The organism is Microcella sp., assembly GCF_030645145.1.
GTDB lineage: Bacteria > Actinomycetota > Actinomycetes > Actinomycetales > Microbacteriaceae > Microcella.
The window spans coordinates 1-17,136 of the sequence record NZ_JAUSMI010000072.1; the positions used below are offsets into that span (position 1 = coordinate 1).

Sequence of the window (17,136 nt, forward strand, 5' to 3'; positions counted from 1 at the left end):
CGAGCGCGAGCTCGAGCGCCGCGCGGCGCGCGTCGCGCACGACACCGTGCTCGCCGACCTCGCCATCATCGCCGCGCGCCCCGGACCTCTCGACCCCGGCGCCCGGGCGCGCCTCGAGCGCGACCTCGCCCTCGCCCTCGCCGGCACGGTCGCGATCGACCCCGATTCGCTCTCGACGCCCGAACGATCGCCGATCGCGGATGACCTGCTCGAGCTCGTCCGCGAGTACCAGTGGAGCGGCGTGACCGTCGACGTCTCCGGCTGCGACACGCTCGTGGTCGCGGTCGACGAGGCCGTGCGCGCGGCCGTCCTCGGGGCCACGCGGGCCGCGCTCGACAACGTCGTGCGGCACGCCGCGACCGACCGGGCCGAGCTCGTCGTGGGCGAGCGCGACGGCACCCTCTCGGTGCTCATCGTCGATGACGGCGTCGGCTTCTCCTCCACGCGGGTCGACGCCGATCGGCTCGGCGTGCGCTCGTCGATCGACGCCCGGGTGCGCGAGGTGGGCGGCTCGGCGCGCGTGTGGTCGGGCGACGAGGGCACGACCGTCATGCTCTCGGTGCCGGTCGGTGGGGAAGCACCCGCATGAGCGGGCGCGGCGCGCGAGCGAGCTCGCCGTGGAGCGCCGACCCGCTGAGCTGGCTCGCGACCGACTGGCTCGCTCTCGCCTGCGCCGCCTACGCCGGCGTCCAGTCGCTCGTCATGCTCCTGCTGCTCGGGCAGGCGGGGGACCGCCCGTTCGTCCAGGCGGCCGCGGCCGTGCTCGGCGTCTCCGCCTTCCTCCTCGTGCACGTCGCGACCCGGCCGCACCGGGGCCCCCTGCGCGAGCCCGTCGCCTGGGCGGCCATCGGGCTCGTGCTCGTCGCGCTCGCGCTCTCGGCCGCGGGATACGGGGGGTCGGTGTTCCGCATCGAGCTGTGGTGGGCGCCCGTGAGCGTGTCGCTCATGCTCATCGCGCTCACGCCGTTCTCGACCGGACTGCAGCTCGCGCGCTACGGTGTCGTCTCGTTCGCCGCTGCCGCGCTTGCGGCGATCTCGCTCGCGGCGCAGGTGGAGCTCGGCTGGCCGCTCCCGGTGGCGGTGTTCCTCGTCGTGCTGCAGATCGTGCTCGCCGCCGTCGGCTGCATCGTCTTCGTCTCCGTCGTCACGCGGCTGTTCGAGACCTGGAACGAGCGGCCCCTGGGGGTCGACGGCGAGTCGGGCGACGCGAGCGACCGCGAGCGCATGGCCGAGGCATCCGCCACGGGCACCGCCCTCATCGATCGGATCGACGCCGACATGTCGGCGCGCCTCGCCGCCCCGCTGCGCTTCGTGCGCGAGGTGCTCGAGCGCGGCGCCGTGACGGAGCAGGACCGCGAGCGGGCGCGCGCGCTCGCCGCCGCCCTGCGCGCCGAGCTCATCGCCGAGGCGGAGGAGACCTGGCTCGAGCGACTTGTGCGCGGACGGCCGATCGAGGTCGACGACGCCGACCGGCTCGCCGAACGGCTGAGCCTGCCGCAGCGGACCGCGCTGCGGGCCATGCTCGATGCGCTGCTCGCCCGACCCGACTCCGGGTTCATCGCGGGGCGCGTGGAGCTCAAGGCCGCCGATCAGGGCACGGTCGCCGTCGCCCTGCGCATACTCAGCACCCTGCCCGAGGGGCGGCGCGTGACCTTCCTCGCGCCGTACTACGTCACGCTGCAGGCGGCGGTCGACGACATCCGCTGGCGGAACGGGACGACGCTCGAGGTCGACTTCGAGGTGCCCGTGAGCGAGGCGGTGCCGCGGGCGGTCGTGCAGCGCTCGCCCGCGCCGCCGCCCGCGCGCCCTCAGGCGATGTGAGCCGCTACTTCCCGGAGTGCCCGGCCGACCCGAGCTGACGCGTGGCGTCGACGACGCGCTCGGCCATCGCCTTCTCGGCGATCTTGCCCCACGCCCGCGGGTCGTAGATCTTCTTGTTGCCGACCTCGCCGTCGACCTTGAGGAAGCCGTCGTAGTTCTTCAGCACGGTGTCGGCGATCGAGCGGCTGAAGGCGTACTGCGTGTCGGTGTCGATGTTCATCTTGATGACGCCGTTGCGCACAGCCTCGGCGATCTCGGCGTCGGTCGAGCCGGAGCCGCCGTGGAAGACGAGGTCGAGGGGCAGGGCATCCGTGCCGTACTTCGCGGCAATGCCGGCCTGGATCTCGGCGAGCAGCTCGGGGCGGAGCTTGACGTTGCCCGGCTTGTAGACGCCGTGCACGTTGCCGAAGGTCAGGGCGGCCATGTAGCGGCCGTTCTCGCCGAGGCCGAGGGCCTCGACGGCCTGCGTGACGTCGCCGAGCGTCGTGTAGAGGGCCTCGTTCGAGCCCTCGTGCTGCACGCCGTCCTCCTCGCCGCCGACCACGCCGATCTCGACCTCGAGGATGGCGTTGATGTTCTTCATGCGGGGGAGGAGCTCGCGCGCGATCTCGATGTTCTCCTGCAGCGGCACGGCCGAGCCGTCCCACATGTGCGACTGGAAGATCGGGTTGCGGCCGGCCTTGACCTCGGCCTCGCTCGCCTCGATGAGCGGCATGACGAAGCCGTCGAGCGCATCCTTCGGGCAGTGGTCGGTGTGGAGCGCGACCGTGATGGGGTAGTTCTTGGCGACCTCGGTCGCGAACGCGGCGAAGGCGAGGGCGCCCGAGGCGCGCGCCTTGACGCTCTGGCCGGCGAAGTAGTCGGCGCCGCCCGTGGTGACCTGGATGATGCCGTCGGAGCCCGCCTCGGTGAGGCCCTGCAGCACGGCGTTGATCGTCTGCGACGACGACACGTTGATCGCGGGGTAGGCGAACCCGCCCTTCTTGGCCTTGTCGAGCATCTCGGCGTACTGCTCGGGGGTGGCGATCGGCATGGGGCTCCTTCAGCGGCGCAGTGGTGGTGGATTTCGACGCCAGTCTAGCCACGGGGCTCAGCGCCGTCAGCGGCCCCGCGGTAGGGTTGCCGCAGCGCTGTGCTACCACCCGGCGCGTCCCTCCTTCAGGCACGTCACGACTCGAGAGGACGCCACTCATGGTGACCACGCAGACCGGATCCCTCTACCTCCAGCCCGACCGCAACCTCGCGATGGAGCTCGTGCGCTCCACGGAGGCGGCGGCGATCCGCGCCACCCCCTTCATCGGCAAGGGCGACAAGAACGCCGCCGACGGGGCTGCGGTGGATGCGATGCGCAAGTTCCTGGGGACGGTCAACTTCGCCGGCGTCGTCGTCATCGGAGAGGGCGAGAAGGACAAGGCGCCGATGCTCTACAACGGCGAGGAGGTCGGCAACGGCCAGGGGCCCGCGTGCGACATCGCCGTCGACCCGATCGACGGCACCTCGCTCACGGCCGCGGGCCGCTCGCACGCCATCTCGATGCTCGCGGTCGCCGATCGTGGCTCGATGCTCGACGCCTCGAGCGTGTTCTACATGGAGAAGATCGTCACGGGGCACGAGGGCATCGGCGTCGTCGACATCCGCCAGTCGGTCGGCGAGAACATCCGCGCGCTCGCGAAGGCCAAGAACAAGCCGGTGGAGGAGATGCGCATCGCCGTGCTCGACCGTCCTCGCCACGAGCAGCTCATCGAGGAGATCCGCAGCGCGGGCGCCGGCACGCGCATCATCCTCGACGGCGACGTCGCCGCGGGCATCAACGCCGCCCGCCACGACTCGCGCATCGACATGGCGATCGGCACGGGCGGCAGCCCCGAGGGCGTCGCGACGGCGTGCGCGATCCGCGCGCTCGGCGGCTTCATCCAGGGCCGCCTCGCGCCCGGCTCGCAGGAGGAGATCGACAAGGGTCTTGCCGCGGGGCTCAAGTTCGACCACGTCTACGAGGCGAACGAGCTCGTCCGCAGCGACAACACCTTCTTCGTCGCCACGGGCGTGACCGACGGCGAGCTGGTCCGGGGCGTCCGTCGCCAGGGCGACATCATCACGACCGAGTCGATCGTGCTGCGCTCGCGGTCGGGCACCGTGCGCCGCGTGGTGGCCGACCACCTCGCCTCGAAGTGGCTCGACTTCTAGAGCCTCCGACTACAGCAGGTTCGGGATCTTCTGCTCGGCTGCCGTGTTCGCGCGCCGGAAGACGAACGTGACGACGGTCGCGATGAGCACGATGAACAGCGAGTAGAGCGCCGGCACGATCAGGATCAATCCGATGTCGGGGCTGCCCTGGAACGTGAGCAGGATGATCGCGATCGCGAGCGGGCCGTTCTGGATGCCCGTCTCGAGCGCCACCGTCCGTGCGTTCGCGGGGTGCAGCCGGATCGCCTTGGAGATGCCGAAAGCGACCAGGATGCCGAACAGCCCGAGGCCGATCGCCACGACGTAGGTCTGCCACGGCGTCGAGGAGAGCAGAGCCCAGTTCCGCGGTACCCAGGTGAGGACGAGGAACACGATGAAGAACAGGCCGAAGAACCCGCCGAGCAGCTCGAGCACCGCGCCGATGTTCGCACTGTAGCGGCGGATCAGCATCCCGAGCACGACCGGGATCAGCAGGATGGCGAGCGTCACCACGATGTTCGTGATGGGGATCTGGAACTCGGAGGTCTCGGAGAAGAGCAGATTGCCGAAGATCGCGAGCGCGAGCGGCGTCATGAGGATGGCCCAGAGCGTCGAGTTCGTCGTCATCATGACGCTCAGCGCGAGGTTGCCCTTCGAGAAGTAGGTGAACATGTTCGACGTCGTTCCGGCGGGCACGGCGCCCATGAGCAGGGCGCCGACGGCGACGGGGAGAGCGTACTCGGGGGCGAGCTGGAAGAGGAAGGCGAGGCACAGCACGTAGGCGAGGACGGGCATGATGCCGAACTGCGTGATGAAGCCGATGATGAGACCGGAGGGGCGCTTGAGCGCGAGCTTGAAGTCGCGCGGCGTGAGGCCCGCGCCGAGGCCGAACATGATGACGAAGACGAGACCGACGAGCAGGTTCTGCTCGAACGGCGTGACGACGTCCTGCTCGTTGACGACGGCCTGCGTCGCGATGGCGAGGGGCGCGATCACGAGAGCTCCCTTCCCTGGGTCTCGATACTGGCCGTGCTCGAGGTGACGCCGATCGCGCGCAGCTCGCGTCGGAGGATCTTGCCGATCGGGCTCTTGGGCAGCTCGTCGACGAAGCGCACCGACTTGGGCACCTTGTACGCGGCGAGCGTCTCGCGGCAGTGGGCGATCACCTGCTCCTCGGTGGGCGGGTTCTGCGTCGGCACGATATAGGCGCGCACGGCCTCGCCCGTCTTGGAGTCGGGCAGGCCGATGACGCCGACCTCGAGCACGCCCGGCATCGAGGCGATGCGCTCCTCGACCTCGTTCGGGTAGACGTTGAAGCCGCTCACGATGACCATGTCCTTCTTGCGGTCGACGATCGTGAAGTAGCCGTCGGCATCCATCTGCGCGATGTCGCCGGTGCGGAACCAGCCGTCGATCATCGACGCCGCCGTGTCGGCGGGGCGCTGCCAGTAGCCGGGGGTGATCTGCGGGCCGCGGGCGACGATCTCGCCGGGCTCGCCGTGCGGCACGTCGACGCCGCTCTCGTCGACGCAGCGGACGATCGTGGACGGCACGGGGATCCCGATCGTGCCGTCCTTGCCCGCCCCGCCGAGCGGGTTGAAGGTGAGGCACGGGGCGGTCTCGGTCAGGCCGTAGCCCTCGACGATCGGAGTCCCCGTGACGCGGCGCCACTCCTGCGCGACCGACTCGTGCAGCGACATGCCGCCGGCAGCCGAGGCGACGAGGTGCTTGGGCGGGCTCTCGACGAACCAGCGCTCGTTGAGCAGGGCGTTGAAGAGCGTGTTGACGCCCGTCATCCAGGTGATCCGGTAGTTCTCGAACGCCCGCTTGAGGTTGCTCGGCGGCCGCGGCGACGGCACGAGGATGTTGCGCGCGCCCTTCTGGAAGAACCCGACCAGATTCACCGTGAAGGCGAAGATGTGGTACAGCGGCAGGGCCGTCAGCACGACCTCCTTGCCGGGGCGGATGTGCGTGCCGAGCATCTGCATCATCTGCATCGTGTTCGACACGAGGTTGCCGTGCGTGAGCATCGCGCCCTTCGCGACGCCCGTGGTGCCACCCGTGTACTGGAGGGCGGCGAGCGTGTCGGCGCTGACGCCCTCGAGGTACGCGGCGCTCTTCCCGAGGTTCTGCTTCCCTCGTGCGAGCGCCGACTGCAGGGTCGTGTGCGGCACGGTGACGGGCGGCAGCGAGCGGTTCCAGATCTTCTGGACCATCCGGATGACGCCGGCGACGACGGGCGGGAAGAACTCGGTGATGCGCACCGTGACGACCGTCTCGATGCTCGTCGCGGGCAGCACCTCGGGGAGCCGGTCGGCGAACATGTCGATGATCACGAGGACCGTCGCGCCCGAGTCGCTGAACTGATGCGTCATCTCGCTCGCGGTGTAGAGCGGGTTCGTGTTGACGAGCACGCAGCCGGCCTTGAGCACGCCGAACGCGACGACGGGGTAGCTCAGGCAGTTCGGCATCTGCACGGCGACGCGGTCGCCGGCGCGCAGGCCGACCTCCTCGCGCAGGTACGCGGCGAACGAGTCGGAAAGCTCGTCGACCTCGCGATAGGTCAGCGAGCCGTTCATGCCGTTCGGCATGCACTGGGTGAAGGCGACGGTGTCGGCGTAGTCGGCCACCGAGGCCGCCACGAGCCCGGGCAGCGTGTCGAAGGGCGGCGGAACGAGCTCGTGCTCGACATCGCTCGGGTAGTGGGCCAGCCAGGGGCGTTGGGTCATCATCGATCTCTCGCCGAAGGGGTCACCGCCTCGTCGTCGTTGACGGGGGGCCTGCGGCTGATGATATCGGCATGGTGGGAGCGCGCACAGCGCTGACAGCGGTGGGTTTTCGGCGGGCGATCGCCGATTCGATCAGAGCGGAGCGGCGTCGTCGCGCGGCGGGTTCTGCAGTACCGAGATGATGTTGCCCGCGGGGTCGGTGAACCAGGCGATGTCGGGGCCGCGATCGGCGGCGATCCCGCGAGCGATGCCCCGGGCATCCTGCCCGAAGCCCTCGTAGCGGAGGAGCTCGACGCCCGCGGCCTCGAGCTCGTCGACCGCTCGGTCGATGTCGTCGACCTCGAGGTTCAGCACGGTGTACGTCGCCGGCTCGTGGTCGGCCTTGGGGTAGACGAGCACCCACCCGCCGCCGGGCAGCTCGAGCGAGAGCTGGCCCATCATCTCGTCGGTCACGGTGAGCCCGAGCACGTCGCGGTAGAAGGTGCGGGCTGCGTCGATGTCGGGCACCGCGAAGCCGCTGAAGGCGAAGGTGAGCGTCAGCATGCGGGGGAGGCTACTCCGGAGCGGTCGCGGCGTCGAGCGATTCGAGGCCCTCGATGAGCTCCATCGCCGTGATCTCGCGCGGGCCGTCCTCGATGGGGAGGAGCGGGCCCAGCACGCTCGACTCGTCGAGGCGCTGGAGCTTGCGGGCGCTCGGCAGCACCTGGCGCTCCATCGAGCCGACGAATCCGTTGTAGTTGCGCACCGTGCCCTCGATCGAGCGGCCGAGCTTCTCGATGTGGCCGGCGAGCGTGCCGAGACGGCCGTACAGCTCGCGGCTCAGGTCGAACAGCAGCTTGGCGTCCTCCGTCAGGACGTCCTGCTGCCACGAGAACGCGACGGTCTTGAGCACCGACCAGAGAGTGACCGGCGAGGCGAGGGCGACGCGCTTGCCGAAGGCGTAGTCCATGATCGCGGGGTCGGCCTCCATGGCGCTCGAGACGAGCGACTCGCTCGGGATGAACGCGATGACGAGCTCGGGGGAGGCCTCGAGCCCGGCCCAGTAGGCCTTGCTCGCGAGGGTGTCGATGTGGGCGCGCACCGCCTTGACGTGCTGCTTCATGAGGGCCTCGCGTCGCGCGCCCTCCTCGCCGCTCGCGGTGATCGCGATCTGGCTCGCCTCGAGGTAGGCGGCGAACGGCACCTTGGCGTCGACGGCGATGTTCTTCCCGCCGGGGAGGTGGATGACCATGTCGGGCCGGCCCGCGCCCGCGTCGGAGGAGATGCTCGACTGGACGTCGAAGTCGACGCGCTCGATGAGACCTGCGGCCTCCACGACGTTGCGCAGCTGGGTCTCGCCCCAGACGCCGCGCACGCTGTTCGACCGCAGGGCGCTCGCGAGCGACTCGGCGGTCGCGCGCAGGCGCTCCTCCGACTCCGTCGCCGACTTGAGCTGCTGCGCGAGCTCGCCGTGCTGCACGCTGCGCTGCGTCTCGAGCTCGGCGACCTTGGCCTGCATCGTCCGCAGGGTCTCCTGCACCGGAGTGAGGGCCTGCAGCACCCTGCTCTCGCCGCGCTCGCGCTCCTCGCGCGCGCGCTGCTCGGCGTGGGTGCGCTCGACGAACTCGCGGTGAGCATCCTGCGCCTGCGCCACCTGCTCGCGCAGGCCCGCGGCGGTCGCCTGGAGCCCCGAGAGCTCGGCGGTCAGCGCGGCGCGATGCTCGGCCTCCTCGCTGCGGATCTGCACGATGAGCGCCTGGTGCCGCGCCTCGACGATCGCCGGGTCCTCCGCCGCCGGTCGGGTGCGCCGCGCGACGAGCAGACCGACCGCGATGCCGAGCAGGACGCCGAGGAGCGCGCCGATGAGGAGGGGGAGCAGAAAGTCCATGCGTGGAGTGTGGCAGGGGCATCCGACATCGGCGGCGCCCGCACGCCGAGCGAGACTGCGCCCGCACGCCGAGCGCGACGGCGCCCGCGCGCCGCGCCGTAGGGTGAGCGCATGCCCCCCGCTCCGCGCCCGCAGGACGTCTCGACCGACGACGTGCGGTACCTCGTCGCCGTCGCGCGCGTCGGCCGCATGACCTCGGCGGGGACGCTCCTCGGCGTCGACCACACGACCGTCCGTCGTCGCATCGACCGGCTCGAGGCCGCGCTCGGCGCCCGGCTGCTCGATCGCGGCGCCGACGGATGGGAGCTCACCGCGATCGGCCGCGAGGTCGTGGACCGGGCATCCGCCCTCGAGGGCATCGTCGAGCAGGTCGTCGCGGCCGCCTCGGGCGACGGGGCCGTGCGCGGCACGGTTCGGGTCGCCGCCCCCGACGGGTTCGGCGCGATGTTCGTCGCGCCGGCGCTCGCCGCCGTGCGGGCCGAGCACCCGGGCATCGCGCTCGAGCTCGTGACCTCGACGCGCCCGCTGAGCCTTCGCGGCTCGGGCTTCGACCTCGCCGTGACGATCGGCGCCGCGCGCGCGGCCCGGGTGCAGTCCGAGCCGCTCGCCGAGTACGCGCTGCGCCTCTACGCCTCGCCCGAGTACCTCGTCGGGCGCCCGCCCGTGCGCGCGCTCGCCGACCTCGAGGGGCACGATCTCGTCTTCTACGTCGACGCGCTCCTGACGGTGCGCGAGCTCGACCTCGCGCCCGTGCTCGGCGGCATGCGGCTCGGCGTCGGCTCGACGAGCGTGTTCGCGCAGGTGGAGGCCACGCGCGCGGGCGCCGGCATCGGCCTGCTCCACGCGTTCATGGGCGAGACGGATGCCCGGCTCGTGCCCGTGCTGCCCGACCTCGTCGACTTCCGGCTCGAGTTCACCCTCTCGACCCGCCCGGAGAGCCCCGCGGTCGACGCCGTCGCGATCGTGCGCGAGGCCCTGCGCGCCGAGGTCGCGCGCCGACGGGACGAGCTCGTCCCGCCCCGCTGAGGCGCATCTGCAGATCTGCACATCGACTGTGCACCTTCACCGCTTGAGTGCAGATCGCAGGGGGCGCAGACTGGGCACGAATCCCTCCCTCTTCGCTGTCAGGAGCATCCTCATGACCACCGTCCAGCACTGGGTCGACGGAGCCGCGTTCGCCGGCTCCTCCACCCGCACCGCTCCCGTGTACAACCCCGCCCTGGGCAGCGTCGCCCGCGAGGTGTCGCTCGCCACGAAGGCCGACCTCGACGCCGCGGTCGCCTCGGCGAAGGCCGCCCTGCCCGGCTGGTCCACGACGCCCGTCGGCAAGCGCCAGCAGATCATGTTCTCCTTCCGCGAGAAGCTCAACGCCCGCAAGGAGGAGCTCGCGGCGATCCTCACCGCCGAGCACGGCAAGGTCACCTCCGACGCGCTCGGCGAGATCGCGCGCGGCCTCGAGGTCGTCGAGCTCGCGTGCTCGATCCCGCAGCTCATGAAGGGCGAGTACGCCGAGCAGGTCTCGACCGGCGTCGACGTCTACTCGATCAAGCAGCCCGTCGGCGTCGTCGGCATCATCAGCCCCTTCAACTTCCCCGCGATGGTGCCACTGTGGTTCTTCCCGCTCGCGATCGCGGCGGGCAACACCGTCGTGCTCAAGCCGAGCGAGAAGGACCCGTCGGCCTCGATCTGGCTCGCCGAGCTCCTGACCGAGTGCGGTCTGCCGAACGGCGTGCTCAACGTCGTCAACGGAGACAAGGAGAGCGTCGACGCCCTCCTCGACAACCCCGACGTCGCGGCCATCAGCTTCGTCGGCTCGACGCCGATCGCGAAGTACATCTACGAGCGCGGCACCGCGAACGGCAAGCGCGTGCAGGCCCTCGGCGGGGCGAAGAACCACATGCTCGTCCTGCCCGACGCCGACCTCGACCTCGTCGCCGACTCCGCCGTCAACGCGGGCTTCGGCTCTGCGGGCGAGCGCTGCATGGCGATCTCGGTCGTCGTCGCCGTCGAGCCCGTCGCCGACGAGCTCATCGCCAAGATCAGCGAGCGCATGGGCACGCTCAAGGTCGGCGACGGCACGCGCAACTGCGACATGGGCCCGCTCATCACGAAGGAGCACCGCGACAAGGTCGCCAGCTACCTCGACGTCGCCGAGACCGACGGCGCCTCGATCGTCGTCGACGGCCGCGGCATCGACATCGACGGCGACGCGAACGGCTTCTGGCTCGGCCCGACCCTCATCGACAAGGTGCCGACCTCGTCGCGCGTCTACACCGAGGAGATCTTCGGCCCCGTCCTCTCGATCGTGCGCGTGCAGAGCTACGACGAGGGCCTCGCGCTCATCAACGGCTCGCAGTACGGCAACGGCACGGCGATCTTCACCAACGACGGCGGGGCCGCGCGCCGCTTCCAGAGCGAGGTCACGGTCGGCATGATCGGCATCAACGTGCCCATCCCCGTCCCGGTCGGCTACTTCTCGTTCGGCGGCTGGAAGGACTCGCTGTTCGGCGACACGAAGGCCTACGGCACGCAGGCGATCCACTTCTTCACGCGCGAGAAGGCGATCACCTCGCGCTGGCTCGACCCGAGCCACGGAGGCATCAACCTGGGCTTCCCCCAGAACGGCTGACTCCCGCCGTCGCCTTCTCGCCTCCGAAACGGGGCAGGGGGCGGCGGGGCGGATGCGGGGCTCGCGCTGACGCGCGGGCCCCGTTCTCGTGTCCTCCGATGACGCTCGGTTGCGGTTCATGACGGCGCGCGACGCCGCGTGACGGACGCGCGTGACGCGCGGCGGGCATCCGCCTAGCGTGCCCGCATGACGATTTTCACCGCACCCTCCGTTCCGACCTCGACCGCCGACGACCGCGCCGCGCGCCTTCTGGACGCCGGCGCCACATGGGCCGACCGCATCGAGGCGTCGCCCGCCTCCGCGCAGCTCACCTACCGCGTCTCGGGCGAGGGTGAAGGGTCGGTCGCCACGCGCATCCGCGCCGGGAAGCACGAGTTCGTGGTCGACGAGCCGGGCGCCCTCGCGGGCGACGACGTCGCGGCGAGCCCCGTCGAGTACGCGCTCGGGGCGCTCATCTCGTGCCAGGTCGTCGTCTACCGCCTGTACGCGCAGGCGCTCGGGATCCGCGTCGACGAGATCGACATCGCGGCCGAGGGCGACCTGGATGCGCGCCGCCTGTTCGGCATCGACGAGAGCGTGCGGGCCGGCTTCAGCGACATCCGGCTCGTGATCACGATCACCGGGCCCGAGACGCTCGAGCGCTACGACGAGCTGCGGGCCGCGGTCGACGCGCACTGCCCCGTGCTCGACCTCTTCGCGAACCCGACGCCCGTGAGCGCGGTCGTGCGCAAGGGCTGACGGACAGGCCTGAGGGCCATCTGTCAACGGGGTCACGGCGAGCGGATGCGCACCCTAGCGTTCGGCGCATGGATCAGTCACAGATCATCACCCTCGTCATCGTCCTCATCGTCGTCGTGGCCCTCGCGGTCGTCGTCGCCGTGGTCGTCTCGCGCAAGCGCAAGGAGCAGCACGCCGAGCAGGAGCGCCGGCGCGCCCAGGAGCTGCAGGCGCAGGCCGAGCGCGACCGCATCACGGCCGCCGATCGCGAGGCCCGTGCCGCCGAGGCCGAGGCGGAGGCCCGCCGAGCCGAGGCCGACGCCGCAAAGGCTCGTCAGGCCGCCGAGGAGCACGCGAGCTCGGCGCAGGAGGTCCGTGCGCGGGCCGATGAGCGCAGCCGCGAGGCGGCGACGATCGTCGGCAACGACGGTCACGTCGACGGGCGTTCGGATGCTCGGCACGACGACGTTCGCCACGACGATGCGCGTCACGACGACGTTCGTCATGACGATGCCCGCCACGACGACGTGCGTCACGACGACGTCCGTCGCGATGACGCGCAGCACGAGGGCATCCGCCTCGACGACGAGCCTCGCCGCTGAGGCGAGCCTCCGACCCGGGGGCTAGGCGAGCGCGGCCGGGCGTCGCTCGGCCGCGGCTTCGGCTGCGGCCGCTCCGATCGCGCCGATCGTCGTGCCCGTGATGCGCGCGAGCTCGTCGAGGTCGGCGGCGTCGTGCCGCTTCGCGGCGTGCACCATGATCGCCGCGCACGCCTCGGCGTCGGCGAGCGCGTCGTGGTGCGCGAAGTCCTCGAAGCCCGCGGCCATCGCCGCGACGGGCAGCCGGTACGAGTCGAGGTGGTAGGTGCGACGGGCCACCCGAAGGCTGCAGGCGTACCGCAGGCTCGGCACCTCGAGTCCGCTCGCCTCGGTCGCGGCGCGCAGCACGCCCATGTCGAACCCTGCGTTGTGGGCCACGAGGGCGTCGCCGTCGACGAACTCGAGCAGGGCATCCAGCTGATCGGCCCAGACGACGGCGTCGACGATGTCGTCAGCGGTGATGCCGTGGATGCGCGTGTTCCACTCCAGCATGTGGTCGAAGCCGAGCGGCGGGCGGATCAGCCAGCCCGTCTTGTCGACGACGCGGCCGTCGGCGACCTTCACGAGCCCCACCGAGCAGGCCGAGGCCGCGTGGTTGTTGGCGGTCTCGAAGTCGATGGCGGTGAAGTTCAGCGGCACCCCTCCAGGGTCGCACGGGCCTCCGACGGCGCCGTCGAGGCCCGCCGGTCGCGGCTCATCACGCGCGAGGCGAGCAGGTTCCTCCCGGACTCCTAGGCTGGCGGTGTGCTGCTCGACATCGTCTTCGTGATCGCCGGCCTGGCGCTGCTCGTCGCGGGCGGTGAGGCCCTCGTCCGCGGCGCATCGACGCTCGCCGCGAAGGTGGGTCTCTCGCCGCTCATCATCGGCCTAGTGGTCGTGTCGGCCGCGACCTCGGCACCCGAGCTCGCCGTCACCGTCGACGCCGTGCTGCGGGGTGAGCCCGACCTCGCGCTCGGCAACGTCGTCGGCAGCAACATCGTCAACATCCTGCTGATCCTCGGCGTCTCGGCCCTTTTCCTGCCCCTGCTGATCAAGCGGCAGATCGTGCGCTTCGACCTGCCGGTCATGGTGGGAATCTCGATTCTGCTGCTCGTCGTCAGCCTCGACGGGCAGATCGGGCGGCTCGACGGCGTGCTGCTGCTCGCCGGCCTCATCGCGCACACCATCGTCAGCATCGTCGTCGGAAGACGCGAGGTGCGGGCCGAGGACGAGGAGCCCGATCGTCCTGCCCCCGGAGCCGCCCCGGTGCCGCTGTGGCTCGCGGCGATCCTCCTTCTCAGCGGCATCGGTCTGCTCGTGCTCGGCGCGCAGCTGCTGGTCAACGGCGCCGTCAGCATCGCGACCGAGCTCGGCGTGAGCAGTCTCGTCATCGGCCTCACCGTGGTCGCGGTCGGCACCTCGCTGCCCGAGCTCGCGACCTCGATCATCGCCGTGCGGCGCGGCGAGCGCGACATGGCCGTCGGCAACATCGTCGGCAGCAACATCTTCAACATCGGCATGGTGCTCGGGCTCCCGGCGATCCTCTTCGGCGAGGGCATCCCGGTGCCGGCCGCCGCGATCGCGCTCGACCTGCCGCTCATGCTCGCCGCCGCGATCGCGCTGCTGCCGATCGCGTTCACGGGCTTCATCGTCGCCCGGTGGGAGGGCGGCCTGTTCGTCGCGCTCTACATCGCCTACACGGTCTACCTCGTCCTCTCCGCGACGCAGCACGACGCGCTCGAGGGCGTGACCGACGTGATGCTGTGGTTCGTGCTCCCGCTCGTCGGCGTCACGCTCATCGTCGTGACCGCCTACGAGGTCGGAGTGATCCGAGGCAGGCGGCAGGCGGCGGCCGAGGCTCGCGGCGCGTGACGCCGCCCCGGTGTCATCGTTCGGCCCCGCACGGTTCTAGCCTGGTGACGTGCACTCCCTCCGCCGGTTCGCGCCGCCCGTCCTCGCGCAGCTGTTCTGGGCGACGAACTTCATCTTCGGCGCCCGCCTCATCGACGAGTTCACGCCCGTCGAGCTGACGACCTACCGCTGGCTCGGCGCGCTGCCGCTTCTGCTCGTCATCGCCTGGTGGCTCGAGCGCCCCGACTGGCGCGCCGCATGGGCCGAGTGGAAGTGGCACCTGCTGCAGGCGATGCTCGGCATGGTCGGCTACACCCTTCTGCTCTACGCGGCGCTCGACACGAGCTCGTCGGTCAATGCCGCCGTCATCAGCGCCATGAGCCCCGCGACGATCACGATCGCGGCGGTCATCCTGCTCGGCGAGCGCGTCACCCGCATCGGCGTCGTCGGCATCGCGCTGTCGATCGTCGGCGTGCTCCTCGTCGTCCTCGCGGGGCAGGGGGATGCCGCGGCCGGCTTCTCCGTGTCGGTCGGCGACCTGCTGCTGGTTCTCTCCGTCCTGTCGTGGACGGCCTACGTCATCGTCTCGCGCCGCCTCACGACCCCGCCGATCACGGCGACGACGGTGCAGGTCGCCCTGAGTGTCGTCGTGCTGCTGCCCCTGCTGCTTCTCACCGGGGCGCCCGCGCAGCCCACCGACGCCGGCTGGTTCGGCCTCGCCTGGATCATCGTCTTCCCGAGCGCCCTCGCGTACCTGCTGTGGAACATCGCCGCCGCGACCCTCGGCCCCTCGAAGACGGGCGTCTTCCTCAACCTCCTTCCCGTCTTCACGACGATCATCGCGATCGCCCTCGGCGACGTCGTCACGATCTGGCAGATCGTCGGCGGCCTCATCGTCCTCGTCGGCGTCTACCTCGCCACGCGGCCGCCGCGCGTCGCGGCCGACCCGCCGCTCTACGCCGACGGCGCCGGCGAGCCGGGGGCCGCGCACACCGCGCCGATCGAGATCATCGGCCACGGGCATCCGTCGCCTGACGATGACGCCGCCGCGATCGATTCGGGGGATGCCCGGGGCCGGGACCGCGCGGAATAGCGATCGCGCTCCATGCGTTCGCATGAGCATGACGCGACTCGGCTTCCTCTCGTTCGGCAACTGGAGCAACGTCCCCGGCTCGCTCACGCGCACCGGCGGCGAGGCGATCCTGCAGGGCATCGAGCTCGCGGTCGCGGCCGAGGAGGCCGGCGTCGACGGCGCCTACTACCGCGTGCACCACTTCGCGAAGAACTACTCGTCGCCCTACCCGATGCTCGCCGCCGCGGCTGCCCGAACGTCGCGGATCGAGCTCGGAACGGGCGTCATCGACATGCGCTACGAGAACCCGCTCGCGATGGCCGAGAACGCCGCCGCGACCGACCTCATCAGCGGCGGGCGCCTGCACCTCGGCATCAGCCGGGGGTCGCCCGAGACGTCGATCGCCGGGTACCGGTGCTTCGGGCACGTGCCCGGCGAGGGCTCGGTGGGCGACGTGCGCGCCGACGAGAGCGACGCCGACATGGCGCGCCGGCACACGGCCGTCTTCCGCGAGGCGCTCACCGGAGCCGGCATGGCCCCCGCGAACCCGCAGATGGTCGTCACGACCGGCCGCCTGCCCGTGACCCCGCAGTCGCCGGGCCTCGCCGACCGCATCTGGTGGGGAGCCGGCACGCGCGCGACCGCCGTCTGGGCCGCCGAGCAGGGCATGAACCTCATGAGCTCGACGCTGCTCACGGAGGACACGGGCGTGCCGTTCGACGAGCTGCAGGCCGAGCAGATCGCGCTGTTCCGGTCGACGTGGGCCGCCGCCGGCTGGCAGCGCGTGCCGCGGGTGTCGGTGAGCCGCAGCATCATCCCGCTCATCGACGACGAGACCGAGTACTACTTCGGGCTCCACGCGCAGGCCGAGCAGCGCGACCAGGTCGGCATCCTCGACGGGTCGCGCTCGCGCTTCGGCCGCCAGTACATCGGCACGCCCGACCGCCTGGCCGAGGAGCTCTCGCGCGATGCGGCCGTGCTCGCCGCCGACACGCTGCTCGTGACGGTGCCGAACCAGCTCGGCGTGGACTTCAATGCGCGCATCCTCGCCGCGCTCGCGCGCGACGTCATGCCGGCGGTGCGAGCGGCGGTGCCGTCGCTCGCGTAGCGGGCGGATGCTCGCCTAGGGTGCTCGCGTGAGGCTCCTGCTGCTGAGCGACACCCACCTGCCCGTGCGGGCGAAGGCCCTGCAGGATCAGGTGTGGCGGCTCGTCGACGAGGCCGACCTCGTCATCCACGCGGGCGACTGGGTCGACGTCGCGACGCTCGACGCCCTGGCGTCGCGCGCTCAGCGACTCGTCGGCGTCGAGGGCAACAACGACGGCTCCGAGCTCTGGGCGCGGCTCGGCGAGGTCGCGCGCGTCGAGGTCGAGGGCGTGCGCATCGCGGTCATCCACGAGACGGGTGCGGCGGCGGGTCGCGAGGCGCGGTGCGACGCCCGCTTCGGTCCGGCATCGGATGCCCCGGCCGACGTGCTCGTCTTCGGGCACTCGCACATCCCGTGGGATTCGACGACCCCCGGCGGCGTGCGCCTCCTCAACCCGGGCTCGCCGACCGATCGGCGCCGGCAGCCCGTCGGCACGGTCATGACGCTCGAGGTGGCCGACGGTGCCGTGCGCAGCGTCGAGCTCGTGCCGACGCCGCGCTGACCCGCACCGTGCACCGTGCACCGCTGAGCGGTGGGCTGATGCGCCAGTTCGGCGAGAGTG

17 protein-coding genes are annotated in these 17,136 nt (G+C 71.3%); 11 read left to right on the forward strand and 6 right to left on the reverse strand.

The window, feature by feature from the left end; translation table 11 throughout:
* Positions 1 to 589 (forward strand): sensor histidine kinase (locus Q7T15_RS04330; RefSeq protein ID WP_370689097.1); only part of this gene is annotated, 589 nt, incomplete at its 5' end.
* Positions 586 to 1,821, forward strand: coding sequence for a hypothetical protein (locus Q7T15_RS04335; protein WP_304693643.1), 1,236 nt, complete (start codon positions 586 to 588; stop codon positions 1,819 to 1,821). The genes Q7T15_RS04330 and Q7T15_RS04335, both read left to right, overlap by 4 nt.
* A 4-nt stretch (positions 1,822 to 1,825) precedes the next feature.
* Here Q7T15_RS04335 and fbaA read toward each other — a convergent pair whose 3' ends face one another.
* Positions 1,826 to 2,854 (reverse strand): class II fructose-bisphosphate aldolase, encoded by a 1,029-nt coding sequence (fbaA, locus tag Q7T15_RS04340; RefSeq protein ID WP_304693645.1) that lies wholly within the window; start codon positions 2,852 to 2,854, stop codon positions 1,826 to 1,828.
* Between the two features lie 158 nt (positions 2,855 to 3,012).
* Between fbaA and glpX the strand changes: the two genes are divergently transcribed.
* Positions 3,013 to 4,005 (forward strand): class II fructose-bisphosphatase, encoded by a 993-nt coding sequence (gene glpX / locus Q7T15_RS04345; protein WP_304693647.1) that lies wholly within the window; start codon positions 3,013 to 3,015, stop codon positions 4,003 to 4,005.
* Positions 4,006 to 4,014: 9 nt separating this feature from the next.
* On the opposite strand, the gene Q7T15_RS04350 is transcribed toward glpX, so the two are convergent.
* The 4 genes from Q7T15_RS04350 to rmuC form a co-directional block, all read right to left on the reverse strand.
* The gene (locus tag Q7T15_RS04350) at positions 4,015 to 4,980 is read right to left on the reverse strand and encodes a bile acid:sodium symporter family protein (RefSeq protein ID WP_304693648.1); all 966 of its coding nucleotides are present in this window, start codon (positions 4,978 to 4,980) and stop codon (positions 4,015 to 4,017) included.
* On the reverse strand, positions 4,977 to 6,713 hold the full coding sequence (locus Q7T15_RS04355) for an AMP-binding protein (RefSeq protein WP_304693650.1): 1,737 nt from the start codon (positions 6,711 to 6,713) through the stop codon (positions 4,977 to 4,979). The genes Q7T15_RS04350 and Q7T15_RS04355 overlap by 4 nt, the downstream gene beginning before the upstream one ends.
* 132 nt (positions 6,714 to 6,845) lie before the next feature.
* A complete protein-coding gene (locus Q7T15_RS04360) occupies positions 6,846 to 7,256 on the reverse strand; it encodes a VOC family protein (RefSeq protein WP_304693652.1) in 411 nt (136 codons plus the stop codon).
* A gap of 10 nt (positions 7,257 to 7,266) precedes the next feature.
* Positions 7,267 to 8,580 carry a DNA recombination protein RmuC gene (gene rmuC / locus Q7T15_RS04365; protein WP_304693654.1) on the reverse strand — a complete coding sequence of 438 codons (1,314 nt, stop codon included), beginning with the start codon at positions 8,578 to 8,580 and terminating at the stop codon, positions 7,267 to 7,269.
* A 111-nt stretch (positions 8,581 to 8,691) separates the two neighbouring features.
* On the opposite strand from rmuC, the gene Q7T15_RS04370 reads away from it, so the two are divergent.
* From Q7T15_RS04370 to Q7T15_RS04385, 4 genes are all read left to right on the forward strand, one after another.
* Complete coding sequence (locus tag Q7T15_RS04370) at positions 8,692 to 9,606, forward strand: LysR family transcriptional regulator (protein WP_304693656.1); 915 nt, start codon at positions 8,692 to 8,694, stop codon at positions 9,604 to 9,606.
* 112 nt (positions 9,607 to 9,718) lie between these two features.
* Positions 9,719 to 11,209 (forward strand): CoA-acylating methylmalonate-semialdehyde dehydrogenase, encoded by a 1,491-nt coding sequence (locus Q7T15_RS04375; protein ID WP_304693658.1) that lies wholly within the window; start codon positions 9,719 to 9,721, stop codon positions 11,207 to 11,209.
* A 186-nt stretch (positions 11,210 to 11,395) separates the two neighbouring features.
* Positions 11,396 to 11,947 carry an OsmC family protein gene (locus Q7T15_RS04380; RefSeq protein WP_304693660.1) on the forward strand — a complete coding sequence of 184 codons (552 nt, stop codon included), beginning with the start codon at positions 11,396 to 11,398 and terminating at the stop codon, positions 11,945 to 11,947.
* Between the two features lie 68 nt (positions 11,948 to 12,015).
* On the forward strand, positions 12,016 to 12,528 hold the full coding sequence (locus tag Q7T15_RS04385) for a hypothetical protein (RefSeq protein WP_304693662.1): 513 nt from the start codon (positions 12,016 to 12,018) through the stop codon (positions 12,526 to 12,528).
* Positions 12,529 to 12,549: 21 nt separating this feature from the next.
* On the opposite strand, the gene Q7T15_RS04390 is transcribed toward Q7T15_RS04385, so the two are convergent.
* Entirely contained in the window at positions 12,550 to 13,164 is a 615-nt protein-coding gene (locus Q7T15_RS04390; RefSeq protein ID WP_304693664.1) for an exonuclease domain-containing protein, read from the reverse strand.
* Between the two features lie 105 nt (positions 13,165 to 13,269).
* On the opposite strand from Q7T15_RS04390, the gene Q7T15_RS04395 reads away from it, so the two are divergent.
* Genes Q7T15_RS04395 through Q7T15_RS04410 form a run of 4 tightly spaced genes read left to right on the forward strand, consistent with a single transcriptional unit; the run spans position 13,270 to position 17,076 of the window.
* On the forward strand, positions 13,270 to 14,376 hold the full coding sequence (locus Q7T15_RS04395; protein ID WP_304693666.1) for a calcium/sodium antiporter: 1,107 nt from the start codon (positions 13,270 to 13,272) through the stop codon (positions 14,374 to 14,376).
* Positions 14,377 to 14,425: 49 nt separating this feature from the next.
* Entirely contained in the window at positions 14,426 to 15,448 is a 1,023-nt protein-coding gene (locus tag Q7T15_RS04400; protein ID WP_304693668.1) for a DMT family transporter, read from the forward strand.
* A gap of 22 nt (positions 15,449 to 15,470) precedes the next feature.
* Entirely contained in the window at positions 15,471 to 16,535 is a 1,065-nt protein-coding gene (locus Q7T15_RS04405) for an LLM class flavin-dependent oxidoreductase (protein ID WP_304693670.1), read from the forward strand.
* A gap of 28 nt (positions 16,536 to 16,563) precedes the next feature.
* Positions 16,564 to 17,076, forward strand: a complete 513-nt coding sequence (locus Q7T15_RS04410; protein WP_304693673.1) for a metallophosphoesterase — start codon at positions 16,564 to 16,566, stop codon at positions 17,074 to 17,076.
* Positions 17,077 to 17,136 lie beyond the last annotated feature (60 nt).

Bases quoted from the DNA above. Each gene is read 5' to 3' on its own strand.
- Q7T15_RS04335 (WP_304693643.1), top strand. From the start codon at position 586: ATGAGCGGGCGCGGCGCGCGAGCGAGCTCGCCGTGGAGCGCCGACCCG.
- fbaA (WP_304693645.1), bottom strand. From the start codon at position 2,854: ATGCCGATCGCCACCCCCGAGCAGTACGCCGAGATGCTCGACAAGGCC.
- glpX (WP_304693647.1), top strand. From the start codon at position 3,013: ATGGTGACCACGCAGACCGGATCCCTCTACCTCCAGCCCGACCGCAAC.
- Q7T15_RS04355 (WP_304693650.1), bottom strand. From the start codon at position 6,713: ATGACCCAACGCCCCTGGCTGGCCCACTACCCGAGCGATGTCGAGCAC.
- Q7T15_RS04360 (WP_304693652.1), bottom strand. From the start codon at position 7,256: ATGCTGACGCTCACCTTCGCCTTCAGCGGCTTCGCGGTGCCCGACATC.
- rmuC (WP_304693654.1), bottom strand. From the start codon at position 8,580: ATGGACTTTCTGCTCCCCCTCCTCATCGGCGCGCTCCTCGGCGTCCTG.
- Q7T15_RS04370 (WP_304693656.1), top strand. From the start codon at position 8,692: ATGCCCCCCGCTCCGCGCCCGCAGGACGTCTCGACCGACGACGTGCGG.
- Q7T15_RS04375 (WP_304693658.1), top strand. From the start codon at position 9,719: ATGACCACCGTCCAGCACTGGGTCGACGGAGCCGCGTTCGCCGGCTCC.
- Q7T15_RS04380 (WP_304693660.1), top strand. From the start codon at position 11,396: ATGACGATTTTCACCGCACCCTCCGTTCCGACCTCGACCGCCGACGAC.
- Q7T15_RS04385 (WP_304693662.1), top strand. From the start codon at position 12,016: ATGGATCAGTCACAGATCATCACCCTCGTCATCGTCCTCATCGTCGTC.
- Q7T15_RS04405 (WP_304693670.1), top strand. From the start codon at position 15,471: ATGAGCATGACGCGACTCGGCTTCCTCTCGTTCGGCAACTGGAGCAAC.